Annotated in this window: 22 protein-coding genes and 2 pseudogenes; 16 read left to right on the plus strand and 8 right to left on the minus strand. The window is 70.1% G+C overall.

Going from position 1 to position 20,232, the window contains the following annotated elements; all coding sequences use genetic code 11:
* The 4 genes and pseudogenes from ACFQ27_RS17880 to ACFQ27_RS17895 form a co-directional block, all read left to right on the plus strand.
* Positions 1-141 (plus strand): annotated as a pseudogene (locus ACFQ27_RS17880) (molybdenum cofactor biosynthesis protein MoaE); the annotation flags it as partial.
* Entirely contained in the window at positions 138-686 is a 549-nt protein-coding gene (gene moaB / locus ACFQ27_RS17885) for a molybdenum cofactor biosynthesis protein B (RefSeq protein WP_374345960.1), read from the plus strand. The pseudogene ACFQ27_RS17880 and the gene moaB, both read left to right, overlap by 4 nt.
* Entirely contained in the window at positions 683-1,153 is a 471-nt protein-coding gene (moaC, locus tag ACFQ27_RS17890) for a cyclic pyranopterin monophosphate synthase MoaC (RefSeq protein ID WP_377354552.1), read from the plus strand. The genes moaB and moaC overlap by 4 nt, the downstream gene beginning before the upstream one ends.
* Positions 1,150-2,340 carry a molybdopterin molybdotransferase MoeA gene (locus tag ACFQ27_RS17895; RefSeq protein WP_377354553.1) on the plus strand — a complete coding sequence of 397 codons (1,191 nt, stop codon included), beginning with the start codon at positions 1,150-1,152 and terminating at the stop codon, positions 2,338-2,340. Before moaC ends, ACFQ27_RS17895 begins: the two co-directional genes overlap by 4 nt.
* On the opposite strand, the gene ACFQ27_RS17900 is transcribed toward ACFQ27_RS17895, so the two are convergent.
* Genes ACFQ27_RS17900 through ACFQ27_RS17910 form a run of 3 tightly spaced genes read right to left on the minus strand, consistent with a single transcriptional unit; the run spans position 2,337 to position 3,801 of the window.
* Positions 2,337-2,858: a helix-turn-helix transcriptional regulator gene (locus ACFQ27_RS17900; RefSeq protein ID WP_377354554.1), complete on the minus strand. Its 522-nt coding sequence runs from the start codon at positions 2,856-2,858 to the stop codon at positions 2,337-2,339. The genes ACFQ27_RS17895 and ACFQ27_RS17900 overlap by 4 nt on opposite strands.
* The gene (locus ACFQ27_RS17905; RefSeq protein WP_374345956.1) at positions 2,858-3,505 is read right to left on the minus strand and encodes a cytochrome b/b6 domain-containing protein; all 648 of its coding nucleotides are present in this window, start codon (positions 3,503-3,505) and stop codon (positions 2,858-2,860) included. The genes ACFQ27_RS17900 and ACFQ27_RS17905 overlap by 1 nt, the downstream gene beginning before the upstream one ends.
* Positions 3,502-3,801 carry a PepSY domain-containing protein gene (locus ACFQ27_RS17910; RefSeq protein ID WP_374345955.1) on the minus strand — a complete coding sequence of 100 codons (300 nt, stop codon included), beginning with the start codon at positions 3,799-3,801 and terminating at the stop codon, positions 3,502-3,504. The genes ACFQ27_RS17905 and ACFQ27_RS17910 overlap by 4 nt, the downstream gene beginning before the upstream one ends.
* Positions 3,802-3,987: 186 nt before the next feature.
* On the opposite strand from ACFQ27_RS17910, the gene ACFQ27_RS17915 reads away from it, so the two are divergent.
* Complete coding sequence (locus ACFQ27_RS17915; RefSeq protein ID WP_377354555.1) at positions 3,988-5,613, plus strand: sensor histidine kinase; 1,626 nt, start codon at positions 3,988-3,990, stop codon at positions 5,611-5,613.
* A 7-nt stretch (positions 5,614-5,620) separates the two neighbouring features.
* Here the strand turns inward: ACFQ27_RS17915 and ACFQ27_RS17920 are convergent, their stop codons facing one another.
* Positions 5,621-6,574 (minus strand): XdhC family protein, encoded by a 954-nt coding sequence (locus tag ACFQ27_RS17920; protein WP_377354556.1) that lies wholly within the window; start codon positions 6,572-6,574, stop codon positions 5,621-5,623.
* A 97-nt stretch (positions 6,575-6,671) separates the two neighbouring features.
* Between ACFQ27_RS17920 and ACFQ27_RS17925 the strand changes: the two genes are divergently transcribed.
* On the plus strand, positions 6,672-7,544 hold the full coding sequence (locus ACFQ27_RS17925; RefSeq protein WP_374345951.1) for an aldo/keto reductase: 873 nt from the start codon (positions 6,672-6,674) through the stop codon (positions 7,542-7,544).
* 15 nt (positions 7,545-7,559) lie between these two features.
* On the opposite strand, the gene mtgA is transcribed toward ACFQ27_RS17925, so the two are convergent.
* Positions 7,560-8,267 (minus strand): monofunctional biosynthetic peptidoglycan transglycosylase, encoded by a 708-nt coding sequence (mtgA, locus tag ACFQ27_RS17930; protein ID WP_374346149.1) that lies wholly within the window; start codon positions 8,265-8,267, stop codon positions 7,560-7,562.
* A 243-nt stretch (positions 8,268-8,510) separates the two neighbouring features.
* Here mtgA and ACFQ27_RS17935 point away from each other — a divergent pair, with 243 nt between their 5' ends.
* Complete coding sequence (locus ACFQ27_RS17935; protein ID WP_374345950.1) at positions 8,511-9,176, plus strand: nitroreductase; 666 nt, start codon at positions 8,511-8,513, stop codon at positions 9,174-9,176.
* Positions 9,177-9,307: 131 nt separating this feature from the next.
* Here the strand turns inward: ACFQ27_RS17935 and ACFQ27_RS17940 are convergent, their stop codons facing one another.
* Complete coding sequence (locus tag ACFQ27_RS17940; protein WP_377354559.1) at positions 9,308-10,273, minus strand: WD40 repeat domain-containing protein; 966 nt, start codon at positions 10,271-10,273, stop codon at positions 9,308-9,310.
* Positions 10,274-10,478: 205 nt separating this feature from the next.
* Between ACFQ27_RS17940 and ACFQ27_RS17945 the strand changes: the two genes are divergently transcribed.
* Positions 10,479-10,910, plus strand: a complete 432-nt coding sequence (locus tag ACFQ27_RS17945; RefSeq protein WP_374345948.1) for a biopolymer transporter ExbD — start codon at positions 10,479-10,481, stop codon at positions 10,908-10,910.
* Positions 10,911-11,047: 137 nt separating this feature from the next.
* On the opposite strand, the gene ACFQ27_RS17950 is transcribed toward ACFQ27_RS17945, so the two are convergent.
* Positions 11,048-12,118, minus strand: coding sequence for a CobW family GTP-binding protein (locus ACFQ27_RS17950; RefSeq protein WP_377354560.1), 1,071 nt, complete (start codon positions 12,116-12,118; stop codon positions 11,048-11,050).
* A gap of 120 nt (positions 12,119-12,238) precedes the next feature.
* Between ACFQ27_RS17950 and dmeF the strand changes: the two genes are divergently transcribed.
* The 7 genes from dmeF to proB all read left to right on the plus strand — a co-directional run bounded on the left by dmeF (position 12,239) and on the right by proB (position 18,381).
* Entirely contained in the window at positions 12,239-13,159 is a 921-nt protein-coding gene (gene dmeF / locus ACFQ27_RS17955; protein WP_377354561.1) for a CDF family Co(II)/Ni(II) efflux transporter DmeF, read from the plus strand.
* A gap of 33 nt (positions 13,160-13,192) precedes the next feature.
* Positions 13,193-14,587, plus strand: coding sequence for a serine hydrolase (locus ACFQ27_RS17960; protein ID WP_374345945.1), 1,395 nt, complete (start codon positions 13,193-13,195; stop codon positions 14,585-14,587).
* Positions 14,588-14,711: 124 nt separating this feature from the next.
* Positions 14,712-15,212 carry a 50S ribosomal protein L21 gene (gene rplU, locus ACFQ27_RS17965; RefSeq protein ID WP_374345944.1) on the plus strand — a complete coding sequence of 167 codons (501 nt, stop codon included), beginning with the start codon at positions 14,712-14,714 and terminating at the stop codon, positions 15,210-15,212.
* Positions 15,213-15,243: 31 nt separating this feature from the next.
* Positions 15,244-15,513: a 50S ribosomal protein L27 gene (gene rpmA, locus ACFQ27_RS17970; RefSeq protein WP_374345943.1), complete on the plus strand. Its 270-nt coding sequence runs from the start codon at positions 15,244-15,246 to the stop codon at positions 15,511-15,513.
* Between the two features lie 120 nt (positions 15,514-15,633).
* Positions 15,634-16,158 (plus strand): GNAT family N-acetyltransferase, encoded by a 525-nt coding sequence (locus ACFQ27_RS17975; protein WP_374345942.1) that lies wholly within the window; start codon positions 15,634-15,636, stop codon positions 16,156-16,158.
* A gap of 61 nt (positions 16,159-16,219) precedes the next feature.
* Positions 16,220-17,260: a GTPase ObgE gene (obgE, locus tag ACFQ27_RS17980; RefSeq protein WP_374345941.1), complete on the plus strand. Its 1,041-nt coding sequence runs from the start codon at positions 16,220-16,222 to the stop codon at positions 17,258-17,260.
* Positions 17,248-18,381, plus strand: a complete 1,134-nt coding sequence (gene proB / locus ACFQ27_RS17985) for a glutamate 5-kinase (protein WP_377354563.1) — start codon at positions 17,248-17,250, stop codon at positions 18,379-18,381. The genes obgE and proB overlap by 13 nt, the downstream gene beginning before the upstream one ends.
* Before the next feature lie 133 nt (positions 18,382-18,514).
* Here the strand turns inward: proB and ACFQ27_RS17990 are convergent, their stop codons facing one another.
* Complete coding sequence (locus ACFQ27_RS17990; protein ID WP_377354562.1) at positions 18,515-19,330, minus strand: aminoglycoside 6-adenylyltransferase; 816 nt, start codon at positions 19,328-19,330, stop codon at positions 18,515-18,517.
* 141 nt (positions 19,331-19,471) lie between these two features.
* Here ACFQ27_RS17990 and ACFQ27_RS17995 point away from each other — a divergent pair.
* A pseudogene (locus tag ACFQ27_RS17995) lies at positions 19,472-20,232 on the plus strand (aldehyde dehydrogenase family protein); the annotation flags it as partial.

The raw sequence follows: 20,232 nt of genomic DNA on the forward strand, positions 1-20,232 counted from the left end.
CTCATGGACTACTTGAAGAGCCGCGCCCCCTTCTGGAAGAAGGAGACCGGTCCCGACGGCCCAAGGTGGATCGAGCCTCGCGACCAGGACCATGCAGATATCGCCCGGTGGGACACCCAGGGCCCGGAGACCAAGCCATGAGCACCATCACCTTCGGCGGGCGGATCGAGGACAGCCTGCCGCTCAAGCCGGTGCGCATCGCCGTGCTGACCGTCTCGGACACCCGCGATGTCGAGAGCGACACCTCCGGCAAGATCCTGGCCGGGCGTATCACCGACTATGGCCACGAGCTGGCCGAGCGGGCCGTGGTCAAGGATGACGTCGCCGAGATCCGCGCCCAGGTGAAGGCCTGGATCGCGTCCAAGTCCATCGACGCCATCATCACCACCGGCGGCACCGGCATCACCGGCCGCGACGTGACGCCGGAAGCGCTCGAGCCGCTGTTCGACAAGAAGATCGACGGCTTCTCGGTGGTCTTCCACCTGGTCAGCTACCAGTCGGTCGGCCTGTCGACCCTGCAGAGCCGCGCCACCGCCGGCATCATCGACGGCGTCTTCGTCTTCTGCCTGCCCGGCTCCAACGGCGCCGTGAAGGACGGCTGGGACAAGGTGATCTCCGGCCAGCTCGACAGCCGCCACATGCCCTGCAACATGGTCGAGCTGATGCCGAGGCTGCTGGAGAAGTGAGCAAGCTCACCCACATCGACGAGACCGGCCGCGCCCACATGGTCGACGTCTCGGACAAGGCCTCCACGGCCCGCGAGGCGGTGGCCGAGGGCTTTGTCGCCATGGCTCCGGAGACCCTGGCGCTCGCCCTGTCCGGCGACGCCAAGAAGGGCGATGTCCGCGCCACGGCTGAGATCGCCGGCATCATGGCCGCCAAGAAGACCTCGGAGCTGATCCCGCTCTGCCATCCGCTGGCCCTGACCAAGGTCGAGGTCCGGGTCGAGCCGGGCGACGGCGGCCTGAAGGTCACAGCGCGAGCCCGCACCACCGGCCAGACCGGCGTGGAGATGGAGGCGCTGACCGCCGTCTCAGTGGCCTGCCTGACCGTCTATGACATGTTGAAGGCCGCCGATAAGGCCATGACCATCGAGGCCGTGCGCCTGCTCGCCAAGTCCGGCGGCAAGTCCGGCGACTGGGTTCGTCCATGAAGCTGATGACGGTGGAGGCGGCCCGCGCCGCCATGCTGGCTGAGGTCCCGCCCCTGCCGGCCGAGACCGTGCCCCTGGCCCGCGCCATCGGCCGTATCCTGGCTGAGGACGTCGAGGCCCTGCGAGACCAGCCGCCCTTCGCCGCCTCGGCCATGGATGGCTGGGCGCTGCGCAGCGCGGACGCGCCAGGCGCCTTGCGCATCGTCGGCGAGAGCGCCGCCGGACACGGCTTCGATCCGGTCCTGCAGCCCGGCGAGGCGGTGCGGATCTTCACCGGCGCGGCCCTGCCCGTCGGCGCCGACACCATCGTCATCCAGGAGGATGCGGCTCGCGAGGGCGACAGCGTCACCGTCCCGGCCGCCAAGCCGGGCGCCTATATCCGGCCCCAAGGCGGCGACTTCCGCGCCGAACAGGTGCTGCTCACCCGCGGCCTGCGCATCGATCCCTGGCGGCTGGCCCTGGCCGCCGCGGCGGGACGCGAGATGCTGCTGGTCCACGACCGCCCCCGCGTCGCCCTGGTCTCCACCGGCGAGGAGATCGTCGAGCCGCCGGCCGATCCCGGCCGCTTCCAGATCTATGATTCCGGCACGCCGGGTCTGGCCGCCATGCTGGAGGGCTGGGGCGCCAACGTCATCCGCGCCAAGCCGGTGCGCGATCAGCTTGAGGCGGTGATCGAGGCCCTGCGCGGGGCTGACGCCGACCTGATCGTCACGGTCGGCGGCGCCTCGGTGGGCGACCACGACCTGGTCCGGGCCGCTGGCGAAGCGCTCGGCCTGTCGATGAAGGTCTCAAGCGTCGCGGTGCGGCCGGGCAAGCCGACCTTCTTCGGCGTGCTGGCCGATGGCCGCCGGATGCTGGGTCTGCCCGGCAATCCGGCCTCGGCCTTCGTTTGCGCTGAGCTGTTCTTGAAGCCGCTGATCGACGCCTTCTCCGGCGCGCCGGCCGAACCCCGCCTGGTCAGCGCCCGGCTGGCCGCCGCCCTGCCGGCCAACGGATCGCGCGAGCACTGGATGCGGGCCCGGCTGGAGAGCCGCGAGGGCATGGTCTTCGCCGCGCCGTTCAGCGACCAGGACTCGTCCCTGGTCTCCGTCTTCGCCACCGCCGACGCCCTGGTCCGACGCCCAGCCGGCGCGCCCACGGCCCACGCGGGCGATCTGGTGGAGATCCTGCCCCTGGCGCGGGGCTAGGTTGGGGGCGGGACCAGGGGCTCAGCCATCAGGTCCTCCAGGAACAAGGTCGCCAGGCCCGCGCGGGAATTGACCCCGGCCTTCTCATAGACCCGCGTCAGCTGGGCCCGCACGGTCCCGGCCGCGGAGCCCCGCAAGGCGGCGATCTCGGCCACCTCCAGGCCCTTGAGGGCGAAGATGGCGACGTCAGCTTCGGCCGGCGTCAGCTTCCAGTCCCGGAACTTCTGCGCCGCGACCTCGCTGAGAGCCCCGGCCGCCACCGCCAGGGCCGCCTGGCGCCGCCGCCCTTCGGTCCACATCCGGCGCACCTGCAAGGCGCCCACCACCACCCCGCCCAGCAGGGCGGCGGCGATGATCGCCTCGACCACCACATGCGGGCTAGGGCCGGTCTCGCGGATGTCGGCCGCGGCGTCGACGATGAAGAACACCGCCGCCACCGCCTGCAGGGCCACGACAAAGGAGACCGCCCGGGCGAGGCGGTCTCCAGAGGCGGTCCGAGCGGGCCGGGGTTGGGCCATCATGGCTCCTTGGGCTTGTCCCCTCCGCCTATCATCGCGGTGACGATCTGACGACCGCTACGACGGGTCTCGAAGGCGACGCCGACCAGATGCAGGGCGGCCAGGACCAGCAGCAGGTTGGCGGCGATCTCGTGGATCTCCTCAGCCGCGCCTTCCTCACCTTCGCCTTCGCCTTCGCCCTCGTCTTCACCCTCTTCCTCGCCCTCTTCCCCCGCCTCACCGGCCGTGGCGGCGGCGGCCGGCGGGCCTTCGCCGCCCTCGGCGTGGATCTTGGGCGGCAGGCCGGTCATGGCGATCCCGCTGGCGATGGTGACCGCCAGGGTCGCCCAGAGCGCATAGGCCATCAGCGCGCCCAGGGGGTTGTGCGACCTGTGCTGGACGTGGCGGCCGGCCCGGATGTCGGCGATGTGCGCCAGCGCCCGGCCGGGACTGGGCGGAAAGGACGAGAACCGCGCCTCGACAGGGCCGATGAAGCCCCAGACCAGGCGCAGGGCGAGCAGGCCCGCCACCGCCAGTCCGATCCAGACGTGGGCCTGGGAGCCGCCCTCGGTCACCAGCCGGTTGATCACCACCGCGGCGGCGACGCTCCAGTGGGTCAGCCGGACAAGGGGATCCCAGCGGCGGGGCGCGGTCACGGCGCCGGTCACTTGTGGTCTCCCTCGCGCTCGATGCGGATCACCGCGCCGGTGCGCCCGTCGGCGACGAGTTCGAGCCGGTCCGGGATCTTGGCGTCCTTGGGATCCTTGCGGACCGCCTTGAGTTCAATGCGGCCCTTCTCGGCCTCATACTCGGTGAGCTTGTAGCCCTGGGCCGCCAGAGTGGCCTCGGCGCGGGCGCGGTCGGGGCCGACCACGTCGCCGACGCGGGGTTGGGCCAGAGAGGGTTGGGCCAGAGCCGGGCCGGCGACCAGGGCCAGGGGGATCAGGATCGAGAGGATGCGCATGGGGGGCTCCATCTGTTGCGACGAGACCCAGAAGCGCCAGGGCGGGGCGCCGAACCATTCCCGGTGCGCTTACGCCGGGGCGAATAAGCGCCTGCTTAGGGCGCGCTTCCGCGGCGAAGCGCCGCGCTCCTTCCTGATTTTGACCCAAGTCCAATGGGTTAAGACCCGCTGAGTTATAGGTCCGTCATGACGCCCAGGTCCGAGCCAAGAGACGCCTTTCGTCCATTCTTCTGGATCGCCGCCTCCGCCCTTGTGCTGGTGGTCGCCTCACTGGTCGGCGGGATCGCCCTGCTGCTGGTGTCCATCCACTCGGTGGACCGCCTGGCGCTTGAGGACGAGCGGGCCCTGATCCGTCGCACCATCAGCCGCGACCTGGAGCGGATGGCCCATGAGGTGTCCTCGGCCACCGTCTGGGACGAGGCGGTCGACAAGATGTCCGGCAGCCCGGACATGGCCTGGGCCGACATCAATTTCGCCGACTACTACCACCGCTATTTCGACCATGACCTGACCTTCGTGGTGCGCAGCGGCCAGGTCATCTACGCCTCGCACAGCGGGGTGCGGGTGACGCCCAAGGTGCTGGGGGCCCTGCCCGGCGACACGGCCCGCCTGGCGGCCGAGACCGCCCAGGCCGCCGATGCGATCCGGGCAACGGGCAAACGGGGACTGGAGGGCACGGCCGAGCGCCATGGCCTGTTGAAGTCCGGCGGCGACATCTACCTGACCGCCGTGGCGGCCATCGTGTCCGAGGGGCTGTCCGGCGATCGTCCGGGCGCCACCGCCGTCGTCGTCTCCGCCAGGCGGCTGGACAGCGACTTCCTCAAGACCACCCAGCAGGACCTGGGGGTCAGCGGCCTGCAACTGGAGCCGGCCGAGGCCCCCGTCCAGCCGACCGTGCCCCTGCTCGACTTCGACGGAAAGCCCGTCGGGGTGCTGACCTTCGCCGCCGCCAGCCCCGGCAAGGGCATGATCGCGACGGCGGGGCCGTGGCTGGGCCTATTGGCCGGGCTGCTGGTGACCGCCAGCCTGGTGATCGGGTCGGCCGTCGCCGCCGCCTTGCGCCGGATGATGCGCGACGCCGAAACCCTGAAGGCCGCCAAGATCGAGGCTGAGGCGGCCAACGCCGCCAAGACCCTGTTCCTGGCCAATATGAGCCACGAGATCCGCACGCCGCTGAACGGGGTGCTGGGCATGGCCCAGGTCATGGCCGCCGACGAGCTGCCGCCGCGCCAGGCCGAGCGGCTGCGGATCGTGCAGAACTCCGCCGAGGCCCTGCTCACCCTCTTGAACGGGGTCATTGAGGCCGCCCGGCTGGAAAGCGGCCGCGTGCAGCTGCGCCCCGAGCCCTTCGACCTGCCAGAACTGGTGCAATCCGTCTGCGGCATGTTCTCGGGCGCCGCCGCCGCCAAGCACCTGGACTTCGAGGTCGCGGTCGCCCCGGAGCTCAAGGGCCTGTGGCGCGGCGACGCCACCCGCATCCGTCAGGTGCTGAGCAACCTGGTCGCCAACGCCGTCAAGTTCACGCCGGTCGGCCGGGTGGAGGTGCGCGCCGCCCTGGCCGACGGCAAGGTGCGGATCGAGGTGGAGGACACCGGCCCCGGCGTCGCGCCGCGGGACCTGCCCCTGTTGTTCAAGGTCTTCTCCCAGGTCGATCCGTCCTTCACCCGCCCGCACGAGGGCGCGGGGCTGGGCCTGGCCATCTGCCACGACCTGGTGGAGCTGATGGGCGGCAAGATCGGGGTCAGCAGCCAGCTCGGCCGCGGCTCCCTGTTTCATGTGGAGCTGCCCCTGCCGCGGGCCGAACAGGCCTAGCCTGATCTCAAGCCGACGCCTGCGCGTGGCGCAGGGCCATGATCTGGCCGATCACTGAGACCGCGACCTCCCAGGGGGCCTTGCCGCCGATGTCCAGGCCGATGGGGGCATGGACGCGGGTGAGCACCTCCTCGGCCACGCCGGCGGCGCGCAGGGGCGCCAGGCGTTCCGGCAGGCGCCGGCGTGCGCCCAGCAGGCCCACATAGCCGGCCGCAGACGGCAGGGCCGCGGCCAGGGCCGCCTGGTCCAGTTCGAGACTGTGGGTGGCGATGGCCACCGCAGTCCAGGCGTCGCAACCGATGGCCGCCAGGGCCTGATCGGGCTCGTCCCGGCGATAGGCCAGGCCGGGAACCGGCGGCGGGGTCTCCGGCCCCTTGGGCCGCACCAGGGTGGTCGCAAAGCCGCTATGGACGCCCAGGGTGGCGATGGCGATGGCCGTCGGGTCCGATCCGAACACCACCAGGCGCGGGACGGGATCATAGGCGCGGGACACCGCGGCCGACATGGCAGGCGCCTGGTCCGGCGGCCCGCACCAGCGGCGGCGGCCATCGCTGACCCACAGGCAAGGCGTGCGCGCGGTCTCGGCCGCCAGCAGGCTCTCCAGGGCCGGATCGTCCGCCTCGACCATTTCCAGGAAGATCTCGATCCGCGCGCCGCAGAGCAGGCGGATGTCCGGCCAGGGGCTGCCCGCGCCATAGACCAGGGTGCGGGGCTCGCCATCGGCCAGGCAGGCGAAGGCGTGGTCGGCCACGTCGCTCTCGACGCAGCCGCCAGAAAAATAACCGGCGACCACGCCGTCGGCGAAAACCATCTGTGTGCCCGGTGGGCGCGGTCCACCGCCCTCAACGGCGGTCAGGGTGGCCAGGACCAGGGGCGAATTCCCTTGTCGGGCTTGGCGTAGGGCGGGCCGGACATCCTCGGCCAGGCCGAACATCGGCCACTCGGGCAGGGGCTCTCTCATCCGGTCCAGTTTAACCCCCCATAAAGGCTTCAGACACCGGTTCTTTAGGCCTTTGCGCCAATGTGGGGACACACAAGGTCACAAACCAGCGTTGGTGATGGTTTCTCCGCTGTCCAAACTCGGCATTGGCTCCGGCCAGTTCGCCCTCGACCAGACGAGCGTCCGCGGACGCCCGCGCTCGGCCGAGGTGCGCGACATGCTGGAGATCGCCGCCCGCACGCGGCTGACCGTCCTCGACATCGCCGGCTACTCGCCGCAGTCTGACGCGGCCCTGGGCGATATCCTGCCCCGGCCCAACCCCTTTGATATCTGCATCTCCACGGTGCGCGCCGACCGCGGCGCCGACCTGGTGGAGGCCGAGGCCCGCGCCGCCCTGCGCCGCATGGGCGTCGAGCAGGCCGAATGCATCATGGTGCCCTCGGCGTCGGAACTGTTCGGCCCGCACGGCGCGGCCCTCTGGGACCGCCTGAAGGCGCTGAAGGACCAGGGCGTCACCCGCAAGATCGGCGTCGCTGTCTTCGCCTCCGACGATCCGCTGGGCGTCGCCCGCCGCTTCCGCCCGGACGTGGTCCAGGCGCCGGCCAGCCTGCTGGACCAGCGGCTGATCGTCGACGGGACGCTGGCCTCCATCGCCGAGATGGGCATCCAGGTGCACCTGCGTTCGATCTTCCTGAACGGCCTGTTGCTGCTGCCGCCGGACCGCGCGCCGAACCACCTTAAGGCCGCCGCCGCCCGCATCTCCCGCGCTCGCCGGCTGATCGCCGAGGGCCGGTCCGATCCCCTGCAGGCCGCCCTGGGCTTCGCCCTGTCGCGGCCCGAGGCCCACACCGTCCTGGTGGGCGTGGCCTCCACGGCCGAACTGAACGCGGTCATCGCCGCCGGCGCCAACCCGCCGCCGGACCTCGACTGGGACGAGATGGCCCTGGACGATCCGGTCGCCCTTGACCCCCGCGCCTGGGCGGCGGCTTAAGCCCCCGCTGAGATTCTACAGCACGCAGGCCGCGAGGTCGTCGCGGCGCACCGCGCCGGCCGCCTTGGCGATCTTGCCCGAGCGGCGCTTCACGTAAGGCCCTGGCGTGGCCGCGCGCCACTTCAGCGGACTGGGCAGGATGGCGGCCAGGCGGGCGGCCTGGGCCCGGCTGAGCTTGGACGCGCTGACCCCGAAGTTCTTCCGCGCCGCGGCCTCGGCGCCATAGACGCCCGGCCCCCATTCGACGCTGTTGAGATAGACCTCCATGATCCGCTGCTTGCCCCACAGGGTCTCGATCAGGACGGTGAAATAGGCCTCCAGCCCTTTGCGGACATAGGACCGGTCCGGCCACAGGAAGATGTTCTTGGCGGTCTGCTGACTGATGGTCGAGCCGCCGCGGATCCGGGTGGAGCGTTCGTTGTGGGCGAAGGCCTTCTGCATGGCGCCGAAGTCGAAGCCGCTGTGCTCGCAGAAACGGGCGTCCTCGGCGGCGATCACCGACTGAGTCAGGGTGGGCGAGATCGCGCTGATCGGCACCCAGTCGCGGTGGAAGCCGCGGCCCTCGAACAGCCTTTGCACCATCAGCCAGGTGATCGGCGGCGGCACGACACGATAGACGGCGACGGTCAGGATCGGGCCGGCCACGCCGAAGATCACGAACAGCAGCAGGGCCATGCGGCCGATCCGGCCCTTGAGGCTGCGCTTGGGACGCTCCTCGCGCATGTCGATCCGCGGGGTCTCGCCGCCGGCCGCGGCGCCCCTGGGCTCCAGCGACAGGCCGCCAAGGCCGGCGTCGCGGAAATCGCCGCCGGTCTCATGGCTGGTCAGGCGCAGGCCCTCGGTGGGGCCGTCCTGCGGGTCGCGGGGATCATTCAATGCGTTCAAGCCTTGCCTTGACCTAGAGGCCCAGTGCTAACCCAGGGCGAAAGCCCGCATCAAGCGGGCGCGCCGAGGAAGGGAATTCCCATGGACGTCAGCCAGGCCGTTGCGCAGCGGATCTCCATCCGCGCCTTCAAGCCCGACACCCCGCCCGCCGCCACCGTGCGCGAGATCCTGGAGAAGGCCGCCCGCGCCCCGTCCGGGGGCAATCTGCAGCCCTGGACGGTCTACGCCCTGGCCGGTTCGGCCCTCGCCGATCTGAAAGCCAAGGTGGCGGCCAATCCCTTCGGCGAAGAGCCGGAGTACGACGTCTATCCGCCCAACCTCTGGGACCCCTTCCGCACCCGCCGGTTCCAGAACGGCGAGGACCTCTACGCCAGCATCGGCATCCCGCGCGAGGACAAGGCCGCCCGTCTGCGCCAGCTGGCCAAGAACGGCGAGCTGTTCGGCGCGCCGGTGGGCCTGTTCTTCTGCCTGGATCGCAAGCTCGGCCCGCCCCAGTGGTCGGACCTGGGCATGTACATGCAGACGGTGATGTTGCTGGCCACCGAGGCCGGCCTGGACACCTGCGCCCAGGAATACTGGGCCCGCTATCCGAAGACCGTCGCCGAGGTGCTGGGCCTGCCTGACGACCACATGCTGTTCTCCGGCATGGCCCTGGGCTGGCGCGATCCGGACGCCCCGATCAACACCCTGCGCTCGGCGCGGGATCCGTTCGAGGTCTGGGGGGAGCTGCGGGGGTTTGATCAATAGACAACGTCATCCTCCGGTCGCCGTCAGGCGATCCGGGGGACCCAAGCTGCCTCGACCAAGCTCGAACCACCGCTTGGGTCCCCCGGATCCCCGCTGACGCGGGGCCCGGAGGATGACAAGGCGTTGGCGCGCTATATGGACGCCACTCCGGCGCCGCCCTCCTCATCGCCCCAGGCCAGTTGCGTGGCGTCGGGGCTGAGGCTGAGGGCGGTGATCTCAGGTCCCTTGTCGGCCTTGAGCATGTCGATCTTCTGGGTGGCCAGGTCGCAGACCCAGACCCGGCCATCGTCGAGGCCGGCGGCGACCTTCTGGCCGGTGGGGATCGCGGCCACCCGCACCACCATGGCGGTCTGGTCGAAGCCGATCTCGGCGGCCTGCTTGCCCAGCGGCCCGGTGGGACCGGAGAACGGCCAGATCACCGCGCCATTGGCGCCGGAGGTGGCCAGCATCTGGCCCTTGGCCAGGAAGGCCAGGCTCTTCACCTTGGCCGGATAGCCGCCCATCCTCAGGTTCTTCTCGTCGGCGACCCGCCAGCCGTGCAGCTGGTTTTCCTGCATGGCCGACATCAGGAACTTGCCGTCCGGGCTCCAGGCCACGCCCACATGGCTGCCCGCCCACTTCAGCACCACCGGCTTCTGTTCGGCGATCCGGGCGTACCAGAGCCAGGCCCCGCCATAGGTCGCCGTGGCGATTCGACGCCCTTTCGGATCGAAGGCCAGGTGCGAGACGGTGCGCTCATGGGCGAAGCTGCGCGCGAAAGCAGCGTCGGCTGCATCGCGGACGACCACGTTGCGCCCGGCGGCGAAGGCGATCAGGCCGGATTCAGAGCTGGCGTCCACCGCCTCGATCCAGCGGCCCTTCTCGAGCGCGACTTCCGTCACACCGTCGGCCTTGGTCCAGACCAGTCGGCCGTCGTCGCCGCCGCTCAGAATCCCTTGTCCCGACGGGTGCGGGCAGGCGCAGAGCACCGCGCCGTCGTGGGCCTGCAAGGTCTCACCGGACCCCAGGCGGACCGTCCCGTCCCCCAGGGCGAAATAGGCCTGGCCGGTGCGGTCAAAGAGGGCGGCGGTGACAAAGGCGTCGAAGGAAAAGCTCATGGGAGAACCCCATAGACGCGGAACGCGGGTCTTGGCGAGGCCTTCTAAGGCCTGGAAATTCGCGCCGCGAGAGAGTCCCGCAGGCGCCTGCGGCCTTCGTTGCTGACCCCACGTCGGTTGGGGCTTTACATTCGCGAATTGATTGGCGATGGGTGTTTTCGACTGAAGGCGCGCCGATCGCGCCTCCCAAGGGAAGGAATTGCATATGGGTGCGAAGCTGGGCGGCGGGGGCGGCGGCAAGTTCGACCTCGGCCAAAACAGCGAGATCAACGTCACGCCGTTCGTCGACGTGATGCTGGTGCTCCTCATCATCTTCATGGTGTCCATCCCGGCCGCGACCGTGTCGATCAAGCTCGACCTGCCGCCGGCCGTTCCGCCGCCGCCTGGCGCGAAGGTCGAAGAGCCGACCGTCATCAACGTGCAGGCCAATGGCGGCGTGTACATCGGCGAGCTGCGCACCTCGGTGGACACCCTGCCGGCCGACCTGGCCCGCAAGCTGAACAAGCCGGACCCGACCCAAGAGCGCGTCTACATCCGCGCTGACCGGAACGTGCGCTACGGCCAGTTCATGGAAGTCATGAACACCCTGCAGGGCAACGGCTACTTCCAGGTCGCCCTGATCAACGAAGACATCTAAGCGTCTTCGCTCAGGACTGAAGTTCAAAGGCCCGCCCGGGGACACCCGGGCGGGCTTCTTGCATTCCGCTCCATCTCAACATGGCCGTCATCCTCCGGTCGCCGCAGGCGATCCGGGGGATGACGGCGCGCTGGAACTTAGGCCGCGCAGGCCTCGAAGCCCTTTTTCAGGGCGGCTTCGTCGAGGTTGCGGCCGATGAACACCATGCGGCTGAAGCGCGGCTCGCCGTCCTTCCAGTCACGCTGGAAGTCGCCTTCCAGGATCATGTGCACGGCCTGGAACACCAGGCGGCGGCTCTCGCCGGCCACGTCCAGGATGCCCTTGGCCCGCAGGATGTCCGGGCCCTGGGTCTGCAGGACGTCGTTCAGCCAGGCGGTGACCTTATTGCCGTTCAGCGGCTTGTCGAAGGTCAGGGAGATCCCGCGGATGCCGGCCTCGGCCACGTGGTCATGCGCGTGGTGGTCATGGTGGTCGTGATCATGATGATGGTGGTGATCATGATCGTGGTCGTGGTCGCAGTGCTCGTCGTGCACATGACCCGGCTCGCCATGGGCCGGGTTCAGGAACTCCGGCTGTAGTTCGGTGATGCGGTTCAGGTCGAAGCTGCCGCGGCCCAGGATCATCTCCAGCGGCACGTTGGAGCGCTGGGCGCGATGGATGGGGGCCAGCGGGTTCAGCCGGCGGATGCGGGCCTCGACATCACGCAGCTGGGCCTCAGTCACCAGGTCGGTCTTGTTGAGGATGATCTGGTCGGCGAAGGCCACCTGCTCCACCGCCTCGTGCGAGTCGGCCAGGCGCAGGGGCAGGTGCATGGCGTCGACCACAGTGATGACGCTGTCGAGCTCGGTCTTGGCGCGGACGTCGTCGTCCACGAAGAAGGTCTGGGCCACCGGGCCGGGATCGGCCAGGCCCGTGGTCTCCACCACGATGGCGTCGAAGCCGCCCTTGCGCTTCATCAGGCCGGACAGAACGCGGATCAGGTCGCCGCGCACCGTGCAGCAGACGCAGCCGTTGTTCATCTCGAAGACTTCTTCGTCGGCGCCGACGATGAGGTCGTTGTCGATGCCCACCTCGCCGAACTCATTGACGATCACGGCGTACTTCTTGCCGTGGTCCTCCGAGAGGATGCGGTTCAGCAGGGTGGTCTTGCCGGCGCCGAGGTAGCCGGTCAGCACGGTCACGGGGGTCTTGTCGCTCATGAGGTTCATCTAGTGCCTGAATGGCCGATAGGGAACAGGCGCCGACTTGCCGGAACCGCTTGACCCCCTAGATATGTTATAGAATAACACCAGCCACCGCCGAACGGCGTCATCCAACCGGGCCCCCGCTTGACCCAACCCTTGAACCTGCAGACCCAGATCGACGCCTTCCGCGGCGACCGGACCTATCTGGGGGCGGACCATGCCCGCAACGAGCGCCGGACCTGGATTGTCGCGGCGATCTGCGTCGCCACCCTGGTGGCCCAGCTGGCCGGGGGGATCATCTTCCACTCCATGGCCCTGGTGGCCGGCGGCCTGCACATGGGCGCCCACGTGGCCGCCCTGGCCGTGGCCGGGATCGCCTATGCCGTGGCCCGGGCGAACGCCCGCGATCCGCGCTTCGCCTTTGGGGCGGGCAAGGTCGGCTATGTGGCCGGCTTCGCCAACGCCATCGTCCTGGGCGTCACCGCCCTGCTGATCGCCATCGAGTCCGTCCAGCGGGTGCTGCAGCCCGAGACCGTCGACTATCACGGCGCCATCGGCTTGGCGGCGGCGGGCCTGGCGGTGAACCTGGTCTGCGTCTGGCTGCTGCGGCCGGTTCACGACCACGCCCACGACAAGGACGGCGATCTCAACCTGTCCGCCGCCCACCTGCACCTGTCGGCCGATGCGGTGGTCTCGGCCCTGACCATCGCCGGCCTGGCCGCCGGAGACTGGCTGGGCTGGACCTGGGCGGACCCGATCGCCGCCCTGGCCGGCGCCGCCCTGGTCGGACACTTCGCCTGGCGGCTGATCGTGCGCGCCGGCGCGGTGCTGTTGGACATGAACCCGTCGCAGGACCTGACCGAGACCGTTCGCGGCCGGCTGCAGGACCCGGAGACCCAGGTGCTCGACCTTCACCTGTGGCGGCTGGGGCCTGGCCACCATGCGGCGGTGATCGTGCTGGCGGCTGCCCATCCGCAGGCGCCGGCCGCCTATCACGCACGCTTGAACGGAATATTAGGACTAAGCCACGTCACCATAGAGGTCCGCGACCTTCGGACCGCTTGACGGCGGCGCGCGGATCAGGCGCATGGAATGGTGATGGATCGCGTACCGGATCGCTCGCTTACCCGCCCCGCCCCGACCGGTGGGAACAGCCTTCGGGCGGCGGTTCTGCGCGGCCTGGGCTACGTCTTCTGGAGCGCCGCGGACGGCGCCTATGTCGCCTCCAACGCCGCCGATCTCAGCTTCAAGCGCCTCGCCCGCGGGACCCGCGCCTTCGTCTCCGACATTCCCGGCTCCCTGGGCATGGGCGCCCTGAGGGCCGCAGCCTTCACCGTCGAGCGCCGGGGTCCCCTGACCGCATTGGCCGTGGTCATCGCCGCCGCTGGCGTGGGTTGGAACGCCACCGCCCCGGCCGCGGTTCCTGGCCGGCCCGCCGTGCGGGGCGCCACCCCGATCAAGTTCGTCACCGACAAGCTGAACATCGAAACGCCCCGGCCGCGCCGACCCGCGCCGCCGGCCCCCTCGGACCTGCAGCACGAGCTGTCCCGCCTGGCCGCCCAGTATGACGAGCCGGTCGGCGTCGCCGTGGCCGACGTCACCGATGGCTGGGTCGCCTCCGTCGATGGCCAGCTGTCCTTCCCCCAGCAGAGCGTGTCGAAGCTGTGGGTGGCCATCACGGCCATGGAAAAGGTCGACCAGGGGATGATGCGCCTGGACCAGGGCGTGCTGCTGACCGACGCCGACCGCAGCGTCTTCTTCCAGCCGATCACCTACAATATCGACGACGACGGCTATCAGACCGATGTCGAGGAGCTGCTGCGGCGAGCCCTGGTCACCTCGGACAACGCCGCCAACGACAAGCTGATGGGCATGGTGGGCGGCGCGCCCGCCGTGCAGGACATGATCCGGCGCAAGGCCTTGGACGGGGTTCGGCTGGCCGAGGACGAAAAGCACCTGCAGGCCCGCATCGCCGGCCTGACCTGGAAGCCGGAATATGGCCAGTACGGCGTGTTCGAAGACGCCCGCAGCCGGCTGTCGCGCGAGGTGCGCGAACAGGCCATGCAGGCCTATGTCGAAAACCCCTATGACGGGGCGACGCCGGTGGGCGTCGTCCGGGCCCTGTCGGCCCTGAAGCGCGGCGAGCTGCTCTCACCGGCCTCCACCGACGTGATCCTGCACTATATGGCCAAGGCCCGGACGGGTCCGCGCCGGCTGGCCGGCGGCCTGCCGGGGGACTGGAAAATCGCCCATAAGACCGGCACCGGTCAGGATTTCCGCGGCGCGTCCTACGGCATCAATGACGTGGGCCTGCTCACCGCGCCGGACGGCCGCACCTACGCCGTGGCGGTGATGATGGCCAAGACCGCCAAGCCCGTCCCGGCCCGTCTGGAGTTCATGCAGGCGGTCTCGCGGGCCGTGGTCGCCAACTGGCGGGCGGAGCAGCGGGGCGGCTTCACCCTGCGCGGGGCGGAGCCCGAACTCACCGAGTAGGGCCAAAGCGCGAAACCCCCGCCATTCGCGTTGACTCAAAATCGGCTGTCTGTATAAGTCCGCGCCTCTCGCCCGCGGGCCTTCTCGCGGGCGTAATCCTTTTTGCAAGTTCAAGGCGCGAACGATGTACGCGGTGATCAAGACCGGCGGCAAGCAATACCGGGTCCAACCTGGTGATGTGCTGGTCGTTGAAAAGCTGGATGGCGAACCGGGTGCGGAGGTCGCTTTCGGCGACGTCCTCATGCTCGGCGACGGCGAGGCCGTGACCGTGGGCGCTCCGCTCGTGGACGGCGCCAAGGTGAACGCCACCCTGATCGAAACCCGCAAGGGTGAGAAGGTGAAGATCTTCAAGAAGATCCGCCGTCAGGGCTATCGCCGGACCCGCGGCCACCGCCAGACCGAGACCGTCCTGCGCGTGACCTCGATCGAAGGCGCCGGCAAGGCCGACAAGTGGGACGGCGTCGTCTCGCTGGTCACCAAGGCCGTGCTGAACGCCCGCTCGCGGAACCTGAAGCTGGAAGAGCCGGCGGTCCCGACCCCGGTCGCCGCCGAAGCCCCGAAGAAGGCTGCGCCGAAGAAGGCCGCCGCCAAGAAGACCGAAGCCCCGCAAGCCGACGCTGAATAAGCGTCCGGACAGCAAGTTTTAGGAGGCCACTATGGCTCACAAGAAATCCGGCGGCTCCTCGCGTAACGGTCGCGACTCGGCTGGCCGCCGTCTCGGCGTAAAGAAGTTCGGCGGCGAAGCCGTCCTGGCTGGCAACATCCTCGTGCGCCAGCGCGGCACCAAGTTCTTCGCCGGTGAAAACGTCGGCATGGGCAAGGACCACACCCTGTTTGCGACCGCCCACGGCGCGGTGAAGTTCGTCACCAAGCGTGACGACCGCACCTACGTGAACGTGGTGGCCGCCAACGAGAACGCCGAATAGGCGGAACCTCTCGATCCGGTTCCGCCAGACGATCAGTCAGGCGAACCGGACAGAAATCCCGAGCGGGGAGTCCGGACGCCGGACTCCCCGCTTTTGTTTTTTCTGACCCGGGAGGCAGTGATGTGCGCCATCGACATCCAACCCGTCATCGCGACGGAGCGTCTGGTCCTGCGGGGCCTGCGTCTCAACGACGCCGGTCGAATCGCAGAGCTGGCCAATGACCGCGACGTAGCCCGCATGCTCGCCGCCATGCCGCATCCCTATACCCGGGACCACGCCGACGCCTTCCTCGCCCGCCAGGGCGAGGGGCCGGGCCGCAACTTCGCCATCGAACATCCGGCCGAGGGCCTGATCGGGGTGGCGGGCTTCAAGCGCGACGACCTGGGTCGGCCCGAACTCGGCTATTGGCTGGGCAAGCCTTACTGGGGCTGCGGCTTCGCCACCGAGGCGGCCAAGGGAGCGCTCGGCTGGGCGCACAAGGACTGGGGCAAGCGCGCCGTCATGGCCCGCCACTTCAGCGACAACCCGGCTTCCGGCGAAGTCCTGAACAAGGCGGGCTTCCTCTATACGGGCGAGGTCACCCTGGCCCCGTCCGCCGCCCGTGACGCGCTGACGCCGTCGCGGACCATGGTCTGGCTCGCCTGATCTCCGCAATCCCCCGCCCGTCACGCTCGACGGGCGGGCTTCCTTGGTTCAAAAGGCCCACATGAAATTTCTCGACCAGTGCAAGGTGTATTGCCGGTCCGGCGACGGGGGCGGCGGCGCCGTCTCGTTCCGGCGGGAGAAGTACATCGAATACGGCGGGCCTGACGGCGGCGACGGCGGCTCGGGCGGCGACGTCTGGATCGAGGCGGTCGACGGCCTGAACACCCTGATCGACTTCCGCTATCACCAGCACTTCAAGGCCGGCACCGGCGTGCACGGCATGGGCCGCAACCGCCACGGCGCGGCGGGCCACGACGAGGTGCTGCGCGTCCCCGTGGGCACCCAGGTCCTCGATGAGGACAAGGAAACCCTGATCGTCGACATGGACACCGCCGGCCAGCGCTACCTGCTGCTCAAGGGCGGCAATGGCGGCTGGGGCAATGACCGCTTCAAGAGCCCGACCAACCAGGCGCCCTATCACGCCAACCCCGGCCAGCCGGGCGAGGAGCGCTGGATCTGGCTGCGGCTGAAGCTGATCGCCGACGTCGGCCTGGCCGGCCTGCCCAACGCCGGCAAGTCGACCTTCCTGGCCGCGGCCAGCGCCGCCAAGCCGAAGATCGCCGACTATCCGTTCACGACGCTGGCCCCCAACCTCGGGGTGGTCGACCTGTCGCCCGGCGAACGGTTCGTCATCGCCGACATCCCTGGCCTGATCGAGGGCGCCTCGGAGGGTGCAGGCTTGGGCACCCGCTTCCTGGGCCACGTTGAGCGCACCGCGGTGCTGATCCACCTCGTCGACGGCACCCAGGACGACGTCGCCGAGGCCTGGCGCACCGTGCGCCATGAGCTGGAGGCCTATGACGAGGAGCTCGGCGACAAGACCGAGATCCTGGCCCTCAACAAGATCGACGCCCTGTCGCCCGACATGATCGAGTTCCAGAAGGCGGCGCTGGAGGAAGCCTGCGGCCACGAGGTGCGCCTGGTCTCCGGCGTCTCTGGCCAAGGGGTGCGCGACCTGCTGCGCGAGGCCTACGCCCTGGTCCGGTCCCGCAAGGCCGAGGCGGTCGCCGACGCCGGCGGCGAGGAGCCCTGGACGCCGTGACCGGACTGGCCGCCGCCAAGCGCATCGTCGTCAAGGTGGGCTCGGCCCTCCTGGTCGGCGAGGACGGGGCGCCGGACGCCCATTGGCTGGCGGCCTTCGCCTCCGACCTGGCGCGCGTGCGCCATCGCGGCCAGCAGGTGCTGGTGGTCTCCTCCGGCGCGGTGGCCCTGGGCCGCAAGCGCCTGGGGCTCGGTCGCCGGGCCCTGACCCTGCCGGAAAAGCAGGCCGCGGCCTCGGCCGGCCAGTCGGCCCTGATGCGGGCCTGGGAAGAGGCGCTGGAGCCGCACGGGATCGGCGCGGCCCAGGTGCTGCTGACCCGCGATGACACCGAGGTGCGCCGCCGCTGGCTGAATGCGCGGGCCACGGTCGAGACTCTGCTGACCCTGGGCGTAGTCCCGGTGATCAACGAGAACGACACCGTCGCCACCGAAGAGATCCGCTACGGCGACAATGACCGGCTGGCCGCCCGCGTGGCCCAGATGATCGGCGCCGATGTCCTGGTGCTGTTGTCCGACATCGATGGGCTTTACACCGCCGATCCGCGCTCCAACCCCGCGGCGCAGCACATCCCGCGCGTGACCCGCCTGGACGCCGAGATCGAGGCCATGGCTGGAGGCGCGAACGCCTCTGCCGGGGTCGGCACCGGCGGCATGGCCACCAAGATCGCCGCCGCCCGCATGGCCCAGGCGGCCGGCTGCGCCACCGTCATCACCCTGGGCCGCCGGCCTTCGCCGCTCTACGCCGTCGAGCATGGCGAGCGGGCCACGGTCATTGAGCCCGCCCTGTCGGCCAAGGCGGCCTACAAGGCCTGGATCGCCGGGTCTCTCGCCCCGCGCGGGACGATCATCGTCGACGCCGGCGCGGCCCGGGCGCTGGGCACCGGCAAGAGCCTGCTGGCCGCCGGCGTCCGCGCCGTCGAGGGCCGGTTCGAAAAGGGCGACGCCGTCCTGGTGCGCGACGAGGCGGGCCGCGAGATCGGCCGCGGCCTGTCCCGCTACGACGCCGAGGACGCAACCCGCATCTGCGGCCTGAAGTCCGACGCCATCGAGGCCGCTCTGGGCTTCACCGAAGGCCCGGTGATCCACGCCGACGACCTGGCGCCAGCGGAAGCCGCTCAATAGGTGTCATCCCGGAAAGCGCGCAGCGCTTGTCCGGGACCTAGATGCGCGGACCTATCCTGATGGCTCTGTGTCTATGGGTCCCGCACGTCCGCGGCTTCGCCGCTCCCTGCGGGATGACACTCGAAGAGGCTGTCTACTCCACCACGCCCAAGGCCGGGCCGGCCCAGTCGACGCCCAACTCCCGGCGCAGGTGCGCGCGGGTGGCGGTTTCGAAGTCCTCGGGCCAGGCGGCGCCGATCCGCTCGCACAGGGCCTTGGCCCTGGGCAGGAACAGCCGCGCATAGGCGAGGTTGGTGGAGATCACCGAGTCCCGGTTGGGTTCGGCGAGCGGCAGGTCGGTGACCAATTCCAGGTCCTTCGGCGGTAACAGGCGGGCCAGGTTCTTGATCCCGGGCGGGGCCGGCAGGTCGAGCTGTTCGATCAAGAGGCTGATCAGTTGCTGACGCAGCAGGCCCGCGCCCGTCACCGCCGAGGCCCATTCCCGCCGGCCGACCGCCACGGTGAGCAGGCCCAGCACCCGCAGGAATTCACGGACCATCGCCTCGACCTTGGCCGGGTCGGCGGTGCGCGGCGCCAGCCGGTCCGGCAAGGCCTCATAGGCGCCGCAACGGTCCATCAGCGGCTTCAGCCGGTCCTTGGCGCCATGGGTCTGGCCCGGCACGGTCACGGTCAGGTCCACGCGCACCCAATCCTTGGTGACGGCGGAAAACAGCGGCAGGCCGGGATGCGGCTCGAACCAGTGCACCAGCTTGGCCACTTGATCCAGCCAGGCGCGGGCGCCCAGGACGAAGGCGCGATGATCCGCCGGCTCCACCACCAGGATCAGGTCGATATCGCTGTGGGCGTCGCCGGCGCCCTCCCCCAGGCTGCCGCCCAGGAACAGGGCCTGGACCTGCGGATCCTCCAGGGCCAGCTCCCGCAAGGTGTCGATCAGCTCGTCGCGCAACATCTCGATTCCCCCACCAAGAGTTGTACGCCTCTGCCGCGCGCCTGTCTCCATGGCGCGCGCGCGCCGGGGTTGCGGCGCATTCGACTTTCCCTTGCGCGCCGCAGGCACTACTAAGGCTCAAGCTGAGCATATGGGTTAGGGATGAGCGCGGGCGACGCCGGCCAGGAAACGACCTCCGCGGGGCGCCTCACGGCGCTGACCGCCGGCATGGCTGTGCCCTGGGGCGGCGATAAGGTGGCCTTCGTCTCGTCCGAGCTGGCCAAGGCCTTCCAGGCCGGCGACCGGCTACTGGTGGTGGACGGCGCCCTGCTGCACGTGCCCGCCGCGGTTCAGGCGACAGCGTCCAGCGCGGTCGCCCGCGCGAGCGCAGCCTTCCAGGCCCTGGCCCAGGTGTCCGACGACGCCATCACCACCTTCTTCGAGGCCTTCGCCGCCGCCCTGGCCGATGACGCCGTCTGGGGCCGGATCGCCGCCGCCAACGCCGCCGATGTCGCCGCTGCGCAAGCCCGCGGCCGATCCACCACCCGCCTGGCGGTCAGCGAGGCCATGCGGGCCGACATGATCGCCGGCCTGCGGGCCTGGCGCGACGCCCCGGCCAGCCGGGGACGGATCCTGGACCGCGTGGAGCACCAGGGCTGGAGCGTCGAACAGGTGGCCGCGCCCTTGGGCGTGGTCGGCTTTGTGTTCGAAGGCCGCCCCAACGTCTTCGCCGACGCCACCGGCGTCCTGCGCACCGGCAACACCGTGGTCTTCCGCATCGGCTCCGACGCCCTGGGCACGGCGCGGGCCATCGTCGCCGAGGCCCTCGACCCCGTGCTGGCCAAGGCCGGCCTGCCCAAGGGCGCCGCCGGCCTGGTGGATTCGGCTGAGCGCTCGGCCGGCTGGGCGATGTTCTCGGATTC

Origin of the sequence: Phenylobacterium conjunctum (assembly GCF_042679085.1) — a bacterium.
GTDB lineage: Bacteria > Pseudomonadota > Alphaproteobacteria > Caulobacterales > Caulobacteraceae > Phenylobacterium > Phenylobacterium conjunctum.

Coding starts and splice junctions, on each gene's coding strand:
- ACFQ27_RS17990 (WP_377354562.1), bottom strand. CDS start 19,330: ATGTTGCGCGACGAGCTGATCGACACCTTGCGGGAGCTGGCCCTGGAG.
- ACFQ27_RS17945 (WP_374345948.1), top strand. CDS start 10,479: ATGGGTGCGAAGCTGGGCGGCGGGGGCGGCGGCAAGTTCGACCTCGGC.
- ACFQ27_RS17900 (WP_377354554.1), bottom strand. CDS start 2,858: ATGGCCCAACCCCGGCCCGCTCGGACCGCCTCTGGAGACCGCCTCGCC.
- moaB (WP_374345960.1), top strand. CDS start 138: ATGAGCACCATCACCTTCGGCGGGCGGATCGAGGACAGCCTGCCGCTC.
- ACFQ27_RS17915 (WP_377354555.1), top strand. CDS start 3,988: ATGACGCCCAGGTCCGAGCCAAGAGACGCCTTTCGTCCATTCTTCTGG.
- ACFQ27_RS17960 (WP_374345945.1), top strand. CDS start 13,193: ATGGATCGCGTACCGGATCGCTCGCTTACCCGCCCCGCCCCGACCGGT.
- ACFQ27_RS17920 (WP_377354556.1), bottom strand. CDS start 6,574: ATGAGAGAGCCCCTGCCCGAGTGGCCGATGTTCGGCCTGGCCGAGGAT.
- rplU (WP_374345944.1), top strand. CDS start 14,712: ATGTACGCGGTGATCAAGACCGGCGGCAAGCAATACCGGGTCCAACCT.
- ACFQ27_RS17935 (WP_374345950.1), top strand. CDS start 8,511: ATGGACGTCAGCCAGGCCGTTGCGCAGCGGATCTCCATCCGCGCCTTC.
- ACFQ27_RS17950 (WP_377354560.1), bottom strand. CDS start 12,118: ATGAACCTCATGAGCGACAAGACCCCCGTGACCGTGCTGACCGGCTAC.
- ACFQ27_RS17975 (WP_374345942.1), top strand. CDS start 15,634: ATGTGCGCCATCGACATCCAACCCGTCATCGCGACGGAGCGTCTGGTC.
- rpmA (WP_374345943.1), top strand. CDS start 15,244: ATGGCTCACAAGAAATCCGGCGGCTCCTCGCGTAACGGTCGCGACTCG.
- ACFQ27_RS17895 (WP_377354553.1), top strand. CDS start 1,150: ATGAAGCTGATGACGGTGGAGGCGGCCCGCGCCGCCATGCTGGCTGAG.
- mtgA (WP_374346149.1), bottom strand. CDS start 8,267: ATGCGCGAGGAGCGTCCCAAGCGCAGCCTCAAGGGCCGGATCGGCCGC.
- obgE (WP_374345941.1), top strand. CDS start 16,220: ATGAAATTTCTCGACCAGTGCAAGGTGTATTGCCGGTCCGGCGACGGG.
- ACFQ27_RS17925 (WP_374345951.1), top strand. CDS start 6,672: ATGGTTTCTCCGCTGTCCAAACTCGGCATTGGCTCCGGCCAGTTCGCC.
- ACFQ27_RS17940 (WP_377354559.1), bottom strand. CDS start 10,273: ATGAGCTTTTCCTTCGACGCCTTTGTCACCGCCGCCCTCTTTGACCGC.
- ACFQ27_RS17910 (WP_374345955.1), bottom strand. CDS start 3,801: ATGCGCATCCTCTCGATCCTGATCCCCCTGGCCCTGGTCGCCGGCCCG.